This is a genomic window from Mesorhizobium sp. BR1-1-2 (genome assembly GCF_020165435.1).
GTDB lineage: Bacteria > Pseudomonadota > Alphaproteobacteria > Rhizobiales > Rhizobiaceae > Mesorhizobium.
The window spans coordinates 342510-357340 of record NZ_JAIUID010000002.1 but is presented as its reverse complement, the minus strand read 5'-3'; the positions used below and the strand labels follow the sequence as shown (position 1 = coordinate 357340).

At 64.4% G+C, this 14831-nt stretch carries 15 protein-coding genes; 14 read left to right on the top strand and 1 reads right to left on the bottom strand.

Annotated features, from left to right (window positions below; genetic code table 11):
- The first annotated feature begins 15 nt into the window (after positions 1-15).
- The 10 genes from LB551_RS05110 (at position 16) to LB551_RS05065 (ending at position 10048) form a co-directional block, all read left to right on the top strand.
- Positions 16-1269 carry a murein L,D-transpeptidase gene (locus LB551_RS05110; RefSeq protein ID WP_224622530.1) on the top strand — a complete coding sequence of 418 codons (1254 nt, stop codon included), beginning with the start codon at positions 16-18 and terminating at the stop codon, positions 1267-1269.
- Positions 1270-1423: 154 nt separating this feature from the next.
- On the top strand, positions 1424-3064 hold the full coding sequence (locus LB551_RS05105) for a Na+/H+ antiporter (RefSeq protein WP_224658429.1): 1641 nt from the start codon (positions 1424-1426) through the stop codon (positions 3062-3064).
- A gap of 182 nt (positions 3065-3246) precedes the next feature.
- Positions 3247-4560, top strand: coding sequence for a serine hydroxymethyltransferase (gene glyA, locus LB551_RS05100; protein WP_140549086.1), 1314 nt, complete (start codon positions 3247-3249; stop codon positions 4558-4560).
- Between the two features lie 81 nt (positions 4561-4641).
- Positions 4642-5232, top strand: coding sequence for a hypothetical protein (locus tag LB551_RS05095; RefSeq protein WP_224658428.1), 591 nt, complete (start codon positions 4642-4644; stop codon positions 5230-5232).
- Positions 5233-5371: 139 nt separating this feature from the next.
- Entirely contained in the window at positions 5372-5851 is a 480-nt protein-coding gene (gene nrdR, locus LB551_RS05090; RefSeq protein ID WP_010915593.1) for a transcriptional regulator NrdR, read from the top strand.
- A 2-nt stretch (positions 5852-5853) separates the two neighbouring features.
- Positions 5854-6978 carry a bifunctional diaminohydroxyphosphoribosylaminopyrimidine deaminase/5-amino-6-(5-phosphoribosylamino)uracil reductase RibD gene (ribD, locus tag LB551_RS05085; protein WP_411970931.1) on the top strand — a complete coding sequence of 375 codons (1125 nt, stop codon included), beginning with the start codon at positions 5854-5856 and terminating at the stop codon, positions 6976-6978.
- Positions 6979-6989: 11 nt separating this feature from the next.
- Positions 6990-7607 (top strand): riboflavin synthase, encoded by a 618-nt coding sequence (locus LB551_RS05080; RefSeq protein WP_140521775.1) that lies wholly within the window; start codon positions 6990-6992, stop codon positions 7605-7607.
- Between the two features lie 238 nt (positions 7608-7845).
- Positions 7846-8340 carry a 6,7-dimethyl-8-ribityllumazine synthase gene (gene ribH / locus LB551_RS05075; protein WP_224622524.1) on the top strand — a complete coding sequence of 165 codons (495 nt, stop codon included), beginning with the start codon at positions 7846-7848 and terminating at the stop codon, positions 8338-8340.
- The gene (gene nusB, locus LB551_RS05070; RefSeq protein WP_140494035.1) at positions 8337-8837 is read left to right on the top strand and encodes a transcription antitermination factor NusB; all 501 of its coding nucleotides are present in this window, start codon (positions 8337-8339) and stop codon (positions 8835-8837) included. The genes ribH and nusB overlap by 4 nt, the downstream gene beginning before the upstream one ends.
- Positions 8834-10048, top strand: a complete 1215-nt coding sequence (locus LB551_RS05065; RefSeq protein WP_224658427.1) for an MFS transporter — start codon at positions 8834-8836, stop codon at positions 10046-10048. Before nusB ends, LB551_RS05065 begins: the two co-directional genes overlap by 4 nt.
- A gap of 14 nt (positions 10049-10062) precedes the next feature.
- On the opposite strand, the gene LB551_RS05060 is transcribed toward LB551_RS05065, so the two are convergent.
- Positions 10063-10635, bottom strand: a complete 573-nt coding sequence (locus tag LB551_RS05060; RefSeq protein WP_140549080.1) for an NADPH-dependent FMN reductase — start codon at positions 10633-10635, stop codon at positions 10063-10065.
- 205 nt (positions 10636-10840) lie between these two features.
- Here LB551_RS05060 and LB551_RS05055 point away from each other — a divergent pair, with 205 nt between their 5' ends.
- From LB551_RS05055 to LB551_RS05040, 4 genes are all read left to right on the top strand, one after another.
- Complete coding sequence (locus LB551_RS05055; RefSeq protein WP_224658426.1) at positions 10841-11752, top strand: ABC transporter substrate-binding protein; 912 nt, start codon at positions 10841-10843, stop codon at positions 11750-11752.
- A gap of 196 nt (positions 11753-11948) precedes the next feature.
- Positions 11949-13112 carry an ABC transporter permease gene (locus LB551_RS05050; RefSeq protein ID WP_224658425.1) on the top strand — a complete coding sequence of 388 codons (1164 nt, stop codon included), beginning with the start codon at positions 11949-11951 and terminating at the stop codon, positions 13110-13112.
- Positions 13109-14047 carry an ABC transporter ATP-binding protein gene (locus LB551_RS05045; RefSeq protein WP_224658424.1) on the top strand — a complete coding sequence of 313 codons (939 nt, stop codon included), beginning with the start codon at positions 13109-13111 and terminating at the stop codon, positions 14045-14047. Before LB551_RS05050 ends, LB551_RS05045 begins: the two co-directional genes overlap by 4 nt.
- Entirely contained in the window at positions 14044-14793 is a 750-nt protein-coding gene (locus LB551_RS05040; RefSeq protein WP_224622515.1) for an ABC transporter permease, read from the top strand. Before LB551_RS05045 ends, LB551_RS05040 begins: the two co-directional genes overlap by 4 nt.
- Positions 14794-14831: the final 38 nt, after the last annotated feature.

Below are 14831 nucleotides of genomic sequence, written 5' to 3'. Positions count from 1 at the left end.
ATGTCTGGAACGTCCATGAGAACCAGCCGCCGTTTCTTCCTTTCCGGAGCCTCCGCGCTCGCAGCCGCCGTTGTTGCCGGCCGCGCCAGCGCGCAGGACGTGATCGGGGACATCCTGAAGTCCTCGGCGCGCGGCAACTGGGATGATCAGTTCGACGCCCGCGCCAGTGCAGGCGGCAAGGTGGCCTCGACGCTGCCGATCTTCAGCCCGCAGACCGTCGCCTTCACCGAGCAGGCCGTGGCGCAGTACCAGAACATCGTCGGGCAGGGCGGCTGGGTCGAGGTTCCCGCGACCAAGAAACTGCAGCTCGGCGTCGATGATCCCGATGTCGTGCCGCTGCGCAAGCGCCTGATGGTCGCCGGCGACCTGTCGCAGAGCGCCGGCATCTCGACGGCCTTCGATTCCTATGTCGACTCGGCGGTCAAGCGCTTCCAATTGCGCCACGGCCTGCCGGCCGACGGAGCGCTGGGCAAATATACCTACGCGGCGATGAACGTTTCGGCGCAGATCCGGCTCGGCCAGTTGCAGACCAATCTCCAGCGATTGAAGGAGAAGGCGGGCACGCTTGGCAGCCGTTATGTGCTGGTCGATATTCCGGCAGCGCAGGTCGAGGCGGTCGAGAACGATCGCGTCGTGCTTCGCCATACCGCGATCGTCGGCAAGATCGATCGCCAGACACCGATCGTCAATTCCAAGATCAACGAGATCATCGTCAATCCATATTGGAACGCGCCGGTGTCGATCGTGCGCAAGGACATCATCCCGCTGATGCGCAAGGACCCCGATTATCTCAAGAACAGCCATATTCGCCTGTTTGCGCCAGATGGCAGCGAAGTCGATCCGATGAATGTGGACTGGTCGACCGACGACGCGGCCAAGTACCGTTTCCGCCAGGATCCCGGTTCGGACAACGCCATGGCGTCGGTGAAGATCAATTTCCCGAGCCCGGACGGCGTCTACATGCATGATACACCGCAGCAGAGCCTGTTCGGCAAGATGATGCGCTTCGATTCCTCGGGCTGCGTGCGGGTGCAGAACGTGCGCGACCTCGTCACCTGGATCCTGCGCGACACGCCCGGCTGGGACCGGCAGCATTTCGAGGCTGCGATCAAGACCGGCGAGAACACGCCGATCCAGGTCACCAACCCGGTGCCGGTGCATTTCCTCTATCTCTCGGCCTGGTCGACGGGCCCCGGCGTCGTCCAGTTCCGCGACGACATATATGGCCTCGACGGAGCCAACGAGCTGCAGATTACTTCGTCGCTCTAAGTGATTGATTGTTCAGGGAAAGGCCGCTCTTGAGCGGCCTTTTTCTGTCGCCAGGCCGTTCACGCCGCCGCTGACCTCCAACTCTGCGTAGGCCCGCTCCGGCTGGACGAAGCGGGCCATTGCGCATGGTCGGCAAAACTGCCGGAATCGGACCATGCAAGTTGCCGTCTTCATCCTCGTCGTGCTCGTCCTGGTGGCGCTTTCCGGTGCATTGGTGCGGCTGGTGCGGGTGCCGCTGCCGGTTCTGCAGATCGCCATGGGTGCTGCGCTGGCCTGGCCGGCGCGCGGGCTGCATGTCGAGATCGATCCGGAACTGTTCCTGCTCGTATTCATTCCGCCGCTTCTGTTCGCCGATGCCTTTGCTGCGCCCAAGCGCGAGCTTGTCGCCTTGCGTGGACCCATCCTCGACCTTGCCATCGGACTGGTCTTCTTCACCATCGTCGGATTTGGCTACGCCTTGCATTGGCTGGTGCCCAGCATCCCACTCGTTGTCGCTTTCGCGCTCGCCGCGGTGCTGTCGCCGACCGACGCGGTGGCGGTGTCTTCCATAGTCGACAGGAACATCGTTCCGGCGCGGCTGATGCACATATTGGAAGGCGAGTCGCTGCTCAACGACGCGTCGGGTCTGGTCATGTTCCGCTTTGCCGTGGCGGCGGCATTGACCGGCAGCTTTTCCTTCGCCGCGGCCTCGCTGAGCTTTCTCTATGCCGTAGGTGCCGGCATCCTCGCCGGCATGGTGGCGCTGTTCGTTGCCGCCAAGGCGCTGCAACTGCTCAACCGCATCGGCGGCGTGCCGGCGGAGGCGCAGGTTCTGGTCATGATCCTGGTGCCTTTCGTCTCCTATCTCGGCGCCGAGCATATCGGCGCTTCGGGCATCTTGGCGGCGGTCACCGCCGGCCTGTTGACCGGAGTTTCCGGCATGTTCCGCTTTCTCGGCGTCTCGGCGCGCATGCAGACGATGTCGCTGTGGTCGACGCTGTCCTTCGTCTTCAACGGCGCGCTCTTCATCCTGCTTGGCCTGCAGTTTCCCGATATTATCCGTAAAGTGCCGCCGGAGTTGTCCAGCCGGCACTGGATTATCGAGCCGGTGCTGACAGTGCTGCTGCTGACGCTCTGCCTGATCGGCCTGCGTTTCCTGTGGATCTGGATCGGCGACATGGCTGGCGCCATGTCGGCGCGGCTCGGCAAGCGAAAGGCCGAGCCGTTCGGCCTGCGCGTGCGGCTCGCCGGATCGGTCGCCGGCGTGCGCGGAGCGATCACGTTGGCCGGCATCCTGTCGCTGCCGCTCACCTTGCAGGACGGCTCGCCGTTCCCGGCCCGCGACGTGGTGATCTTCCTCGCCGCCGGGGTCATCATCTGCTCGCTGGCCATCGCCAGCCTCGCGCTGCCGAAGATCGCTCGCGGGCTGGTCGAGCCGGGCGAGGACCCGGCGGCGGCCGAGGAGCGCCGGGCGCGGGTCGGCGCAGCCAATGCGGCGATCGCCAGGATCGAGAGCATCGCCAATGAGGCAGGCGAGGGCGGGGCCGTCGAGGCACGGCTCGCCGTTGCCGACAGCATCGTCGCCGGCTACCGGCGCCGCATCGCCGCCTCCGACGAGGCCGACGAAGCGCGTGCCGAGGCGCGCGAGGCGAGCCGTCTGGAGCTTGAACTCAGGGCGGCCGGCATAGAAGCCGAGCGCGCCGCGCTACGCGCCATGTTTCTCAGCCGCGAGATCAATGACCATACGATGCGGGCGCTGTTTTCCGAGATCACCTTGACCGAGGCTCTTCTGAAGCAGCGGCGCGACAGGAAATAACGGTCCGCCGCTCTGCCTGCCGCAATCCGGCCAGCAAATTTCGCGCCGCAAACGTGGCGAGGCGAAAACAACTGTGTTAATGGCGCGGCGAACCCGATCCTGTCACCCGAAAATGTGCAGCGGTTTGGGACAACGGCATGCGCAAGACAAAACCGACCCTCCGGACCTAAGGAATTCAGGCCATGGCAACAGCAGCGGCAGCGTCGAACAAATTCGAATCCTTCTTCGAAACCACGCTGGAAGACGCCGATCCGGAAATTTTCGGCGCCATCCGCAACGAACTCGGACGCCAGCGCCACGAGATCGAGCTGATCGCGTCTGAGAACATCGTCTCGCGCGCCGTGCTCGAAGCGCAGGGTTCGATCATGACCAACAAATACGCCGAGGGCTATCCGGGCAAGCGCTACTATGGCGGCTGCCAGTTCGTGGATGTCGCCGAGGAGCTGGCGATCGAGCGCGCGAAAAAACTGTTCGGTTGCAATTTCGCCAACGTGCAGCCCAATTCCGGCAGCCAGATGAATCAGGCGGTGTTTCTGGCTCTCTTGCAGCCGGGGGACACCTTCATGGGCCTCGACCTCAATTCCGGCGGGCATTTGACGCACGGCTCGCCAGTCAACATGAGCGGCAAATGGTTCAAGGTCGTGTCCTACGGCGTGCGCAAGGACGACCACCTGCTCGACATGGACGCCATCGAGAAGACGGCGCATGAGACGAAGCCGAAGCTTATCCTGGCCGGCGGCACCGCCTATTCGCGCATCTGGGACTGGAAGCGTTTTCGCGAGATCGCGGATGCGGTCGGCGCCTACCTCATGGTCGATATGGCCCACATCGCCGGCCTCGTCGCAGGCGGCGTGCATCCCTCGCCGTTGCCGCATGCCCATGTGGTGACGACCACCACGCACAAGTCGCTGCGCGGCCCGCGCGGCGGCATGATCCTGTGCAATGACGAGGAGATCGCCAAGAAGATGAACTCGGCGGTGTTCCCCGGCCTGCAGGGCGGGCCGCTGATGCATGTCATCGCCGCCAAGGCGGTTGCCTTCGGCGAGGCGCTGAAGCCGAGCTTCAAGCTCTATGCCGAGAGCGTCGCCGCCAACGCCAAGGCGCTCGCGTCCAGCCTTCAGGAGACCGGCCTCGACATCGTGTCGGGCGGCACCGACAATCACCTGATGCTGGTCGACCTTCGTCCCAAGAATGCCACCGGCAAGCGCGCCGAGGCCGCACTTGGGCGCGCCAACATCACTTGCAACAAGAACGGCATCCCCTTTGACCCGGAAAAGCCCTTCGTCACCTCCGGCGTGCGGCTCGGCACGCCCGCCGGCACCACGCGCGGCTTCGGCCAGGCCGAGTTCCGCGAAATAGGCAAGCTGATCGCCGAGGTGCTGGATGGCCTCAAGGCCGCCAATTCCGATGATGGCAATGCCGCGGTAGAGGCTGCCGTCAAGGCCAAGGTCGTGGCGCTGACCGATCGGTTCCCGCTCTACCCTTATCTCGGTTGACCTCGCGCCACGCGTCATCTTTTATCCGCCAGCGGCGCGCCGACCCCCGATCGGTCGACGCGCCGAACTGGAGACCAGACGATGCGTAATTTCCGCCCCGCCACTCTTGGCGCCCAAGCCTTGCTGGGCGTTTTCCTGACATTGCCCGGAGCTGCCCTTGCGCAGACCCAACCCGCCCCAGAAATGCCCGCCACCGCTACCTTCGGCAGATGGACAACCATCGTCGATACGCTCGACACCGGCCAGGATGCGCGCAAGACCTGCGCCGCTTCCACCGCCTTTTTCGATGCCAGCGGCAATTCGGGCACGCTGACGCTGTCGATCTCGAACGGCGACGCCATGCCGCCGGACGCCTACCCGGTCATCATGATTATTGTCGACAACGGGAACCTTCCCACCGGCAAGAAGATCGCCGCCACTTTTGGTGATCCTGGCGTCAAGGTTTCCGCCACGGTCTATTCGAACGATGCCGTCAACGGCCGTCCCAGCTGGACGGTCGACAACCAGCCCAAGACCAGTCTCGCTCTCTTGCGAGCCATGCGCAAAGTCACCTCGCTCGATGTCGCTTTCGGCAAAGAGGCTTTCGCCAGCATTCCGATGGACGGCTTCACCAAGGCCTACCGCAACCTCGGCACATCATGCGGCTTTCCGACCAAGGACGTTGCACCCTAGCCAGGTGTGCTGAGGCAGGTGCTGGCAATCTGCCTCGCGGCTCGCTATCTCTGACGCGAAAGGGTCTGCGTGCCTTGCCATCGTGGCAAAAGGCTCTAAGCCTTTTCGCCTCACCAGATTCGCGAACCCAAGGCTCTCAATGCGCTGTCCCTATTGCCAGTCCGAAGATACGCAGGTGAAGGATTCGCGTCCCGCCGAGGATGGCGCGGCGATCCGCAGACGTCGCGTCTGCCCCGATTGCGGCGGCCGTTTCACCACCTTCGAGCGCGTCCAGTTGCGCGACCTCGTCGTGGTCAAGAAGTCGGGGCGAAAAGTGCCTTTCGACCGCGACAAGCTCTTGCGCTCCGTCGAGATCGCGGTGCGCAAGCGCAATGTCGATCCCGAGCGCATCGATCGCGCCGTGACCGGCATCGTGCGCCAGCTGGAAAGCTCCGGCGAGACAGAAGTGGCCTCGGGCGAGGTTGGGCGGCTGGTCATGGAAGCGCTGAAGTCGCTCGACGACGTCGCCTATGTCCGCTTCGCCTCGGTCTACCGCAATTTCCGCGAGGCCAAGGATTTCCATGAACTGCTGGGGGAATTGAAGGGCGACGAGGACAAGAGCGAAGAGGACGCCGGCTGAGCATGGCGGAACGCAGCGAGGCCGAACAGGCAGCCCTTGACCGCCGTTTCATGGCGGCTGCACTCAGACTGTCGCGCAGGAATGCGGGCCGGACCTCAACCAATCCTTCCGTTGGCACACTCATCGTGCGCGACGATGGCTTGGGCCCGATGATCGTCGGCACCGGCGTTACCGCCGTCGGCGGCCGCCCGCATGCCGAGACCGAGGCACTCGCCGAAGCGGGCGAACTGGCGCGCGGCGCCACCGCCTATGTCACGCTGGAGCCTTGCGCGCATCACGGACGCACGCCGCCTTGCGCCAACGCTCTGGTCAATGCCGGCATCGCGCGTGTCGTTGGCGCCGCCAGCGACCCCGATCCGCGTGTGTCAGGCCAAGGCTACGCGATCCTGCGCACCGCGGGCGTCGAGGTTGTGGAGAATGTCCTGGCGGCGGAGGCCGCCGAGCAGATGGCCGGCTATCTCATTCGATCGCTTAGGAAACGGCCGGAAGTGACTCTCAAGCTGGCGCTTTCCAGCGACGGCAAGATCGGCATGGAAGGGGCTGGGCAGGTGTCGATCACAGGCGACATTGCGCGCCGCGAAGTCTATTTGATGCGCGCCGAGGCTGATGCCATCCTGGTCGGCATTGGCACGGCGCTGGAAGACGACCCGGCGCTGACGGTGCGCTTGCCGGGACTGGAGAACCGGTCGCCGGCGCGCATTGTGCTCGACAGGCAGATCAGGCTGCCTGAGACTTCGAAACTGGTGTCCGGTGTCGACCGGGTGCCGCTCTACGTCGCGGCTTGCCTGGAAGCCGATCCTCTGCGGCGGGCAACGCTCGAACGCGCCGGCGTGCGTTTCATCGGCACCGAGACGCATGAAGGCGGCGTGGCGCTGCCGGAACTGCTCGAGGATCTTGCCGCGCTCGGCATGGCCAGCGTGCTGGTCGAAGGCGGAGCCAAGGTGGCCAGCGCCTTTCTGTCGGAAGGCCTGGTCGACCGCATCGTGCTGTTCCGGGGGCCGGAGGCGATCGGCAAGGGGGGCATTGCATCGCCCATCGACGCCAACCATGTCCCGGCGGGATTTCGCAAACTGCGCGAGATGCGGTTCGGCGAGGACAGCTACGCCGAATGGATAAGAGACTTTTAGGATCAACACCGATGTTTACCGGCATTGTTACCGACATAGGCACCGTCGCGGCCGTCAAGCCGCTGCGGGAAGGCGTGGGATTGCGCATCGACACCGCCTATGATCCCGAAACCATCGCCATCGGCGCCTCGATCTCCTGTGGCGGCGTTTGCCTTACCGTGACGGCCTTGCCCGACAGCGGCTCGAACGCGCGCTGGTTCGAAGTCGAGGCCTGGGAGGAGGCGCTCCGGCTGACGACGGCGATGGGTTGGAAATCGGGCACGCGGATCAATCTGGAGCGGGCGTTGAAGATCGGCGACGAGCTTGGCGGCCACATCGTGTCGGGCCATGTCGACGGTACCGCCGAGATCGTCGAGCGCAAGGACGAGGGCGATGCGGTGCGCTTCACGCTGGAAGCGCCGCGCGAGCTGGCGAAGTTCATCGCGCCGAAAGGCTCCGTCGCGCTCGACGGCACCTCGCTCACCGTCAACAAGGTGGAAGGCACCCGCTTCGACGTGCTTCTGATCCACCATTCGCTGACCGTCACCACCTGGGGTGAGCGCAAGGTCGGCGACCGCGTCAATCTCGAGATCGACACCATGGCCCGCTATGCGGCACGGCTGGCGGAAGCAGCGAAAGAGGGGCTTTGAGCATCGCCGAGCTGTTCATGAGGAACTAGCGGTGATGGAACACAGGAATTCCAAAGTGCAAGCGCGGCTGAGGTGGCCGATGTAGATGCTGGCCGAGTAGTGGCCCACGCCATTGTTGCCTGGGCTCAAAGCCTCGCTACAGATTGTCCGATCTCGGTACCCCGGCCCAATGAAGGCAATCTTGTGCTTGCGATCAATCCGGCTTCGGCCTAAGTCACCGGCGATCCCGGAGACATTTATGGCTGGCACATCCCAACACGGCAAAGCGTTCATTCGCCCGAAGAAGAAGGCCCACCTTCTCGTTATCGAGGCACGCTTCCACGACGATCTTGCCGACGCGCTGCTCGAAGGCGCGACGAGCGCGCTTGACGAAGCGGGTGCGACCTACGACGTCGTCACCGTTCCAGGTTCGCTCGAAATTCCCGCCGTCATAACCTTCGCGCTGGACGGCGCGGCGGAAGGCGCCACGAACTATGACGGCTTCGTCGCGCTTGGCACCGTCGTCCGCGGCGACACCTATCACTTCGATATCGTCGCCAATGAATCCAGCCGCGCACTCATGGACCTGTCCGTGCAGGACTCGGTCTGCATCGGCAACGGCATCCTGACCACGGAGAACGACGCGCAGGCCTGGACGCGGGCCAAACGTTCGGAAGGCGACAAGGGTGGCTTTGCCGCGCGCGCGGCGCTGACCATGATCGCGCTCAAGGAACGACTGGGAGCGCGATCGTGAGCGACCCCGCTTCGCCCGGACAGCCCACGGTGCGCCACGCCAACAAGCGCGGCGCGGCGCGGCTTGCCGCCGTGCAGGCCCTCTATCAGATGGATGTCGCCGGCAGCGGCGTCTTCGAGATCACCGCCGAATACGAAGCGTTCCGCCTTGGCAAGGAAGTCGATGGTGCGCTTTACCGCGAGGCGGATGCCCAATGGTTCCGCGCCATCCTCACCGGTGTCGTCGAGGACCAGAAAACCATCGATCCGGTTATCCGCCAGGCGCTGACCGATGATTGGCCGCTGTCGCGCCTCGATTCGACGCTGCGCGCAATCCTGCGCGCCGGTGTCTACGAACTGATGAAGCGCGAAGACGTGCCGGTGGCGGTGATCGTTTCCGAATATGTCGATATCGCCAAGGCTTTCTACGAGGAAGACGAGCCGAAGCTGGTCAACGCCGTGCTCGATCGCGTCTCCCGTCGGGTGCGTGGCGAGGGACGCGGCAAGGACGCTTCGTGACGGCGATCGCCATCGAGGCGGCCAGGGAGGCGCGGCGCACCGCGTTGATCCTCGCCGCCTCGCAGGCAATCATCGGTTCGGCGGCGCCCATCGCCATCTCCATGGGCGCGCTGGCCGGTCAATATCTGCTCGGCCCCGACAAGTCGCTGGCGACGGCGCCGATCACCGGCTTCAATCTTGGAGTGGCGCTCGGTGCGCTGCCGGCGGCGGCCATCATCCGCGCGATGGGCCAGCGCGGCGGCTTCATGACCGGTACGATCGTCACCGCGCTTGGCGGTCTGGTCGCGACGCTGGCACTCTTCCATGGCAGTTTTTGGCTGTTCGCCTTCGGCCTGACGGTGATCGGTGTCGGTGGCGCCTTCGTCCAGCAGTTCCGCTTTGCCGCCGCCGACAATGCGCCGCCGCAGTTCAAGGCGCGCGCCATCTCCTTCGTGCTGGCGGGCGGCATCATCACCGCCATTCTCGGACCGCAGATCGTCATCTTCACCCGCGAGTTGTTCGCACCGGTGATGTTTGCCGGTTCGTTCGCATCCATCCTGGCGCTGGCCGCCGTCGGCGCGGCGATCCTGTCATTGCTGCGCCTGCCGGCGAGGGCCACCGCTGGCGGACCGGAAATTGCCGGCAGCGATGCCCGGCCCTTGGCCGAGATCGTTACGCAGCCGCGTTTCGTCGCGGCACTCTTTTGTGCCGTCGGTAGCTATGCCCTGATGAGCTTCGTCATGACCGGCGCGCCGCTCGCCATGGTTGGCTGCGGCCTGTCGGAGGACGATGCGACGCTCGGCATTTCGTGGCATGTCATGGCAATGTTCGGGCCGAGCTTCTTCACCGGATCGCTGATCCATCGCTTCGGTGCTGAACGCATTGTCGCGGCCGGCCTCCTGCTGCTGATCGGCTGTGCGGTCGTTGCGCTGTCCGGCCTGGCGCTATGGCAATTCTGGACGGCGCTGATCCTGCTCGGCCTCGGCTGGAATTTCGGCTTCATCGGCGCCACGGCCATGGTCGCGGCAAGCTACCGGCCTTCCGAAAAGGGCAAGGTGCAGGGGTTCCACGACTTCGTCCTGTTCGGCTCCGTGGCCTGCGCCTCGCTGATGTCGGGCATGGTCTACAATGCCTGGGGCTGGACCATGCTCAACTGGATGATCTTTCCCGTCACTATGCTATGCTTCGTCGCGCTCGGCGCTCTGAGGATGGCGAGCTTGCGTCTGGCTTGACGCCCAATTTGAATCTATGCGTCCGGCGGCAGAACCTGAAGCACTCGCGCTATGAACATGTGGAACTCAGCCATATAGTTGCGTAGGAAGTCCTCGGTTGATTCGACCGTCACTTCGCCCTCGTCCGTGATCAGCCCCGGCGTGAACTGGATATAAGCTTCAGGCGCGTTCATCTGGGGCGAATTGCAGAAACTCAGAACGCTTCGAAGGCTTTGTTGAGCGACGGCGGTCGCGATGGCGCCCGGCGATGTTCCGATGACGGCTGACGGTTTGCGCGCGAAGGAATTCTTGCCGTAGGGGCGGCTGGCCCAATCGATTGCGTTCTTCAGTCCGCCGGGAATAGAGCGGTTATACTCTGGGGTGACAAACAGCACGGCCTGGACGGAGGCGATCGCCTTTTTGAAAGCCTGGGCGACCGGCGGGAAATCGGCGTCATAGTCGTAGCTGTAGAGCGGCAGATCCTTGAACGAGATTTCCGTCATTTCGAGTTCGGGAGGGGCAAGTTGAACGAGCGCCTTCGCGAGCTTGCGGTTGATGGATTCCCGGGCAAGACTGCCGATGAGGTAACCGACTTTGTGTATGGCCATGACACGCTCTCCGTGTTTGCCGCCCGCACCCTCGCTGCATTATCCGCCAGATGGCAGCAGATCGCCAGCGTCGCGTCGCAATAGGCCTTCCGAACAAAAATATTGCGTCTGTACCACTTGTTATGAAACCGTGTGCCCCGACGAGACGTTGGAGCCGTGCTCATATGCGGCACCGAATTCCGGTTCACAGCAAGGGATTTTCACAATGTTTTCAATCAAGGTTCTGGCTGGCGCGGCGCTCGCGCTCGGTATTACGATAGCGTCGGCGAATGCTCAGGTGGTAGTCTCCTCGAAGATCGACACCGAGGGCGGCGTGCTCGGCAACATCATCCAGCTCGTCCTCAATGCCAACAACATCAAGACCACTGACCGCATCCAGCTCGGCGGCACGCCGGTGGTGCGCAAGGCAATCACCGCCGGCGAGATCGACATCTATCCCGAATACACCGGCAATGCCGCCTTCTTCTTCGAGAAGACCGACGACCCGGTCTGGAAGGACGCCGCCAAGGCGTATGAGACGGCCAAGAAGCTCGACTATGACGCCAACAAGATCGTCTGGCTGTCGCCATCGCCGGCCAACAACACCTGGGCGATCGCACTGCGCAAGGAGGTGGCCGAGACCAACAAGCTCGCCACCCTGTCCGACTTCGGCAAATATGTCGCCGGCGGGGGCAAGGTCGTGCTCGCGGCCTCGGCCGAGTTCGTCAATTCAGCCGCGGCCTTGCCGGCCTTCCAGACCACCTACGGCTTCACGTTGAAACCTGACCAGTTGATCACGCTCTCCGGCGGCGACACGGCCGCGACCATCGCGGCGGCAGCCAACCAGACCAATGGCGCCAACGCCGCCATGGTCTACGGTACCGACGGCGGCATCGCGCCCTCCGGGCTGGTCGTGCTCGACGACGACAAGGGCGTGCAGCCGGTCTACCAGCCGGTGCCGATCATCCGCGAGGCGGTGCTGAAGGAGCATCCCGAGATCGAGACGTTGTTGAAGCCGGTCTTCGCCAAGCTCGACCTCGTCACGCTGCAGGAACTCAACGGCCGCGTCCAGGTCGGCGGAGAGCCGGTCAAGGGTGTGGCGGAAGACTTTTTGAAAAAGAACGGGTTCTTGAAGTAGTCAGCGCACCCGTGACGTTGATGCGAGGCGCCCCCCTCTGTCCTGCCGGACATCTCCCCCACAAAGGGGAAGATTGGCAGTTTGCGCGCCTCGCTTCTTTCTACAACGACGGAGATTGGCGAAGGCCATCACGTCATCTGATCTCCCCCCTCGTGGGGGGCAGGCCAGAGGGGGGCGCCTCGCGCAAACGCGCGTCATGATGCTCCGCTTCGACAAGCTCGGCGTGGTCATTGCCGCGATTGCTGCCTATGCGGCGTTCGCCACTCCTTTCGCCACGTTCCGCGCCAATCGCATCGTGCCCGGCCAGGCGCGCTCGATCGTTGAGGCACTTCCCGCAATGGCCGGGCCGCTGCTTTTGGCCGTCATTGTCGCAGCCGCGCTTGTCGCGCTGCTGAAAACGCCGCTCGTCCTGCGCCTTGCCGCCAGCGTGATCACGCTGGCGGCTCTCGCGCTGTTGATCGGCGTCACCGGCACATTCCTGACCCCGGCAGGCAACACCTTCGCGCGCGTTTCGCCGGGCTCCGGGTTCTGGCTGCTGGTCTTCGCCTTTACCCTCCTGCTGGCCGACGTACTGACGAGAATGAACCTGTCTCCCTGGTCACGTGTCGGCGTGCTTGTCGTTGCCGCGCTCGCCATCGGACTGCTGCTGATATCGGGATCCTGGGACAGCCTTTCGATCCTCAAGGAGTATTTCAACCGTGCCGACAGTTTCTGGGCCGAGGGCGCCAAACATGTCACGCTGGCGCTCGGTTCGCTGGCGGCGGCGGTGATACTGGGCCTGCCGCTCGGCATCCTGTGCCATCGCGTCGAGCGCCTGCGCGCCGGCGTGCTCAACGTGCTCAACATCGTCCAGACCATTCCCTCGATCGCGCTGTTCGGCCTGCTCATCGCGCCGCTCGGCTGGGTGGCGGCGCATGTGCCGGGAGCTGCCGCGCTCGGTATCCGCGGCATCGGAACGGCACCTGCGTTCGTGGCGCTGTTCCTCTATTCGCTGCTGCCGGTCGTCGCCAACACCGTAGTCGGCCTTGCGGGTGTGCCGCGTGCCGCCAATGACGCGGCGCGCGGCATGGGCATGACCGATCGCCAACGCCTGTTCGGCGTCGAGTTTCCGCTGGCTTTCCCTGTGATCCTCACCGGCATCCGCATAGTGCTTGTGCAGAACATCGGCCTTGCCACCATCGCCGCCCTGATCGGCGGCGGCGGCTTCGGCGTGTTCGTGTTCCAGGGCGTCGGCCAGACCGCGATGGACCTGGTGCTGCTTGGCGCCATGCCGACGGTCGCGCTCGCCTTCGCTGCCGCCATCATTCTCGACGCGGTGATCGAAATGACCTCAACCAAGCGCAGGGCGGACCCCGCATGATCGAGATCGAAGGCATTACCAAGCGCTACGATGCGACCACGGTGGTCGATGACGTCTCGATGATCATCGAGCCCCGCACGCTTTGCGTCATCGTCGGCACCTCGGGCTCCGGCAAGACGACGCTGCTTCGCATGATCAACCGGCTGGTCGAGCCGACTTCCGGCGTCATCAAGCTCGACGGCGCCGACAACCGCTCGGTGCCCGGCTACGAGCTGCGGCGCAGCATCGGCTACGCCATCCAGGGCCACGGCCTGTTCCCGCACCGAACGGTGGCGCAGAACATCGCCACCGTGCCGGTGCTGCTTGGGTGGGACAAGGATCGCATCAGGGCCCGCGTCGACGAACTGATGACGCTCTATCAACTGGACCCGCAGGCCTATGGGCCGCGCTATCCGCACGAGCTCTCCGGCGGCCAGCAGCAGCGCGTCGGCGTCGCTCGCGCGCTCGCGGCCGAACCCAATGTGCTGTTGATGGACGAGCCGTTCGGCGCGCTTGACCCGATCATCCGCACCAAGGCGCAGGAAGATCTGCTTGCGATCCAGAGGCGCTTCGGCACCACCATCATCCTCGTCACCCATGACATGGAAGAGGCCGTGCATATGGGCGACAAGATCGCCGTCATGGATGCCGGCAAGCTGGTACAATATGCCAGGCCGGCGGAGATACTGGCGAGGCCGGCCAGCGGCTTCGTCGAGACCCTGGTCGGCGCCAGCGAAAAACCGTTCCGGCTGCTGTCGCTCGGCCGCGTGCGCGACGCAGTCGAAAAGGGCGCGGCGGAAGGTGAGGCGATCCTCGGCGACGCCAGCCAGCGCGACGCGCTGGCCGAACTTCTCTGGTCCGGCCGTCCGGCGCTGCCGGTCAAGGATGCCGACGGCAAGCCGCTCGGCCGCGTTACCGTCGACGGCTTGGTGAAGCGTGCGGCGAGGCCGGCATGAAAGCCTGGCTGCCGTTGCTGCTCAGGCTTGCGCTGGTGGTGCTGCTGGTCGCTTTCGTCACCAGTCCCGGCTGGTTCGAGCCGCTGCTCAAGCCGCTGACCGAGAACGGCGCGCCGGTGATCTACAATCAGGGCAGCCTGCTGACGCTGATGCTGCTGCACCTGCGCACCGTGCTGATCGCCACGCTCGCCGCCACCGTCGTGGCGGTCGCGCTCGCCATCCTGGTCACCAGGCCTGCCGGCGCCGAATTCCTGCCGCTGTCACGCAGCCTGGTCAATATCGGCCAGACTTTCCCGCCGGTGGCGGTGCTGGCGCTTGCCGTGCCGGCGGTCGGGTTCGGCGAGAAGCCGACGCTGATCGCATTATTCCTCTATGGTCTGCTGCCGATCTTCGAGAACGCGCTGACCGGCCTGACGACGTTGCCCGGCAATGTCATGGAAGCGGCGCGCGGTGCCGGCATGACCGGTTGGCAAAGGCTGCTGAAGGTCGAATTGCCGCTCAGCGCGCCGGTCATCCTCGGCGGCATAAGGCTGTCGGTGGTTATCAGCCTCGCCACCGCCACCATCGGCTCGACGGTTGCAGCGAAGACGTTGGGCGAGGTGATCATTGCCGGGCTCTTGTCCAACAATCTCGCTTTCATCTTGCAGGGCGGCCTGATCGTCGCCGCCTTGGCCGTGCTGATCTATGACGGATTGTCGGCGGTCGAGCGCTATACCGCGCGGCGCATGGGGCGCCAGGCCGAGTAGGCTTCCATCCAGGGGCTCCGATCTTTCAACGTCCACTT

Coding starts and splice junctions, on each gene's coding strand:
- LB551_RS05110 (WP_224622530.1), top strand. CDS start 16: ATGAGAACCAGCCGCCGTTTCTTCCTTTCCGGAGCCTCCGCGCTCGCA.
- ribH (WP_224622524.1), top strand. CDS start 7,846: ATGGCTGGCACATCCCAACACGGCAAAGCGTTCATTCGCCCGAAGAAG.
- LB551_RS05105 (WP_224658429.1), top strand. CDS start 1,424: ATGCAAGTTGCCGTCTTCATCCTCGTCGTGCTCGTCCTGGTGGCGCTT.
- LB551_RS05040 (WP_224622515.1), top strand. CDS start 14,044: ATGAAAGCCTGGCTGCCGTTGCTGCTCAGGCTTGCGCTGGTGGTGCTG.
- nrdR (WP_010915593.1), top strand. CDS start 5,372: ATGCGCTGTCCCTATTGCCAGTCCGAAGATACGCAGGTGAAGGATTCG.
- ribD (WP_411970931.1), top strand. CDS start 5,854: ATGGCGGAACGCAGCGAGGCCGAACAGGCAGCCCTTGACCGCCGTTTC.
- LB551_RS05050 (WP_224658425.1), top strand. CDS start 11,949: ATGATGCTCCGCTTCGACAAGCTCGGCGTGGTCATTGCCGCGATTGCT.
- LB551_RS05060 (WP_140549080.1), bottom strand. CDS start 10,635: ATGGCCATACACAAAGTCGGTTACCTCATCGGCAGTCTTGCCCGGGAA.
- glyA (WP_140549086.1), top strand. CDS start 3,247: ATGGCAACAGCAGCGGCAGCGTCGAACAAATTCGAATCCTTCTTCGAA.
- LB551_RS05045 (WP_224658424.1), top strand. CDS start 13,109: ATGATCGAGATCGAAGGCATTACCAAGCGCTACGATGCGACCACGGTG.
- LB551_RS05080 (WP_140521775.1), top strand. CDS start 6,990: ATGTTTACCGGCATTGTTACCGACATAGGCACCGTCGCGGCCGTCAAG.
- LB551_RS05055 (WP_224658426.1), top strand. CDS start 10,841: ATGTTTTCAATCAAGGTTCTGGCTGGCGCGGCGCTCGCGCTCGGTATT.
- LB551_RS05095 (WP_224658428.1), top strand. CDS start 4,642: ATGCGTAATTTCCGCCCCGCCACTCTTGGCGCCCAAGCCTTGCTGGGC.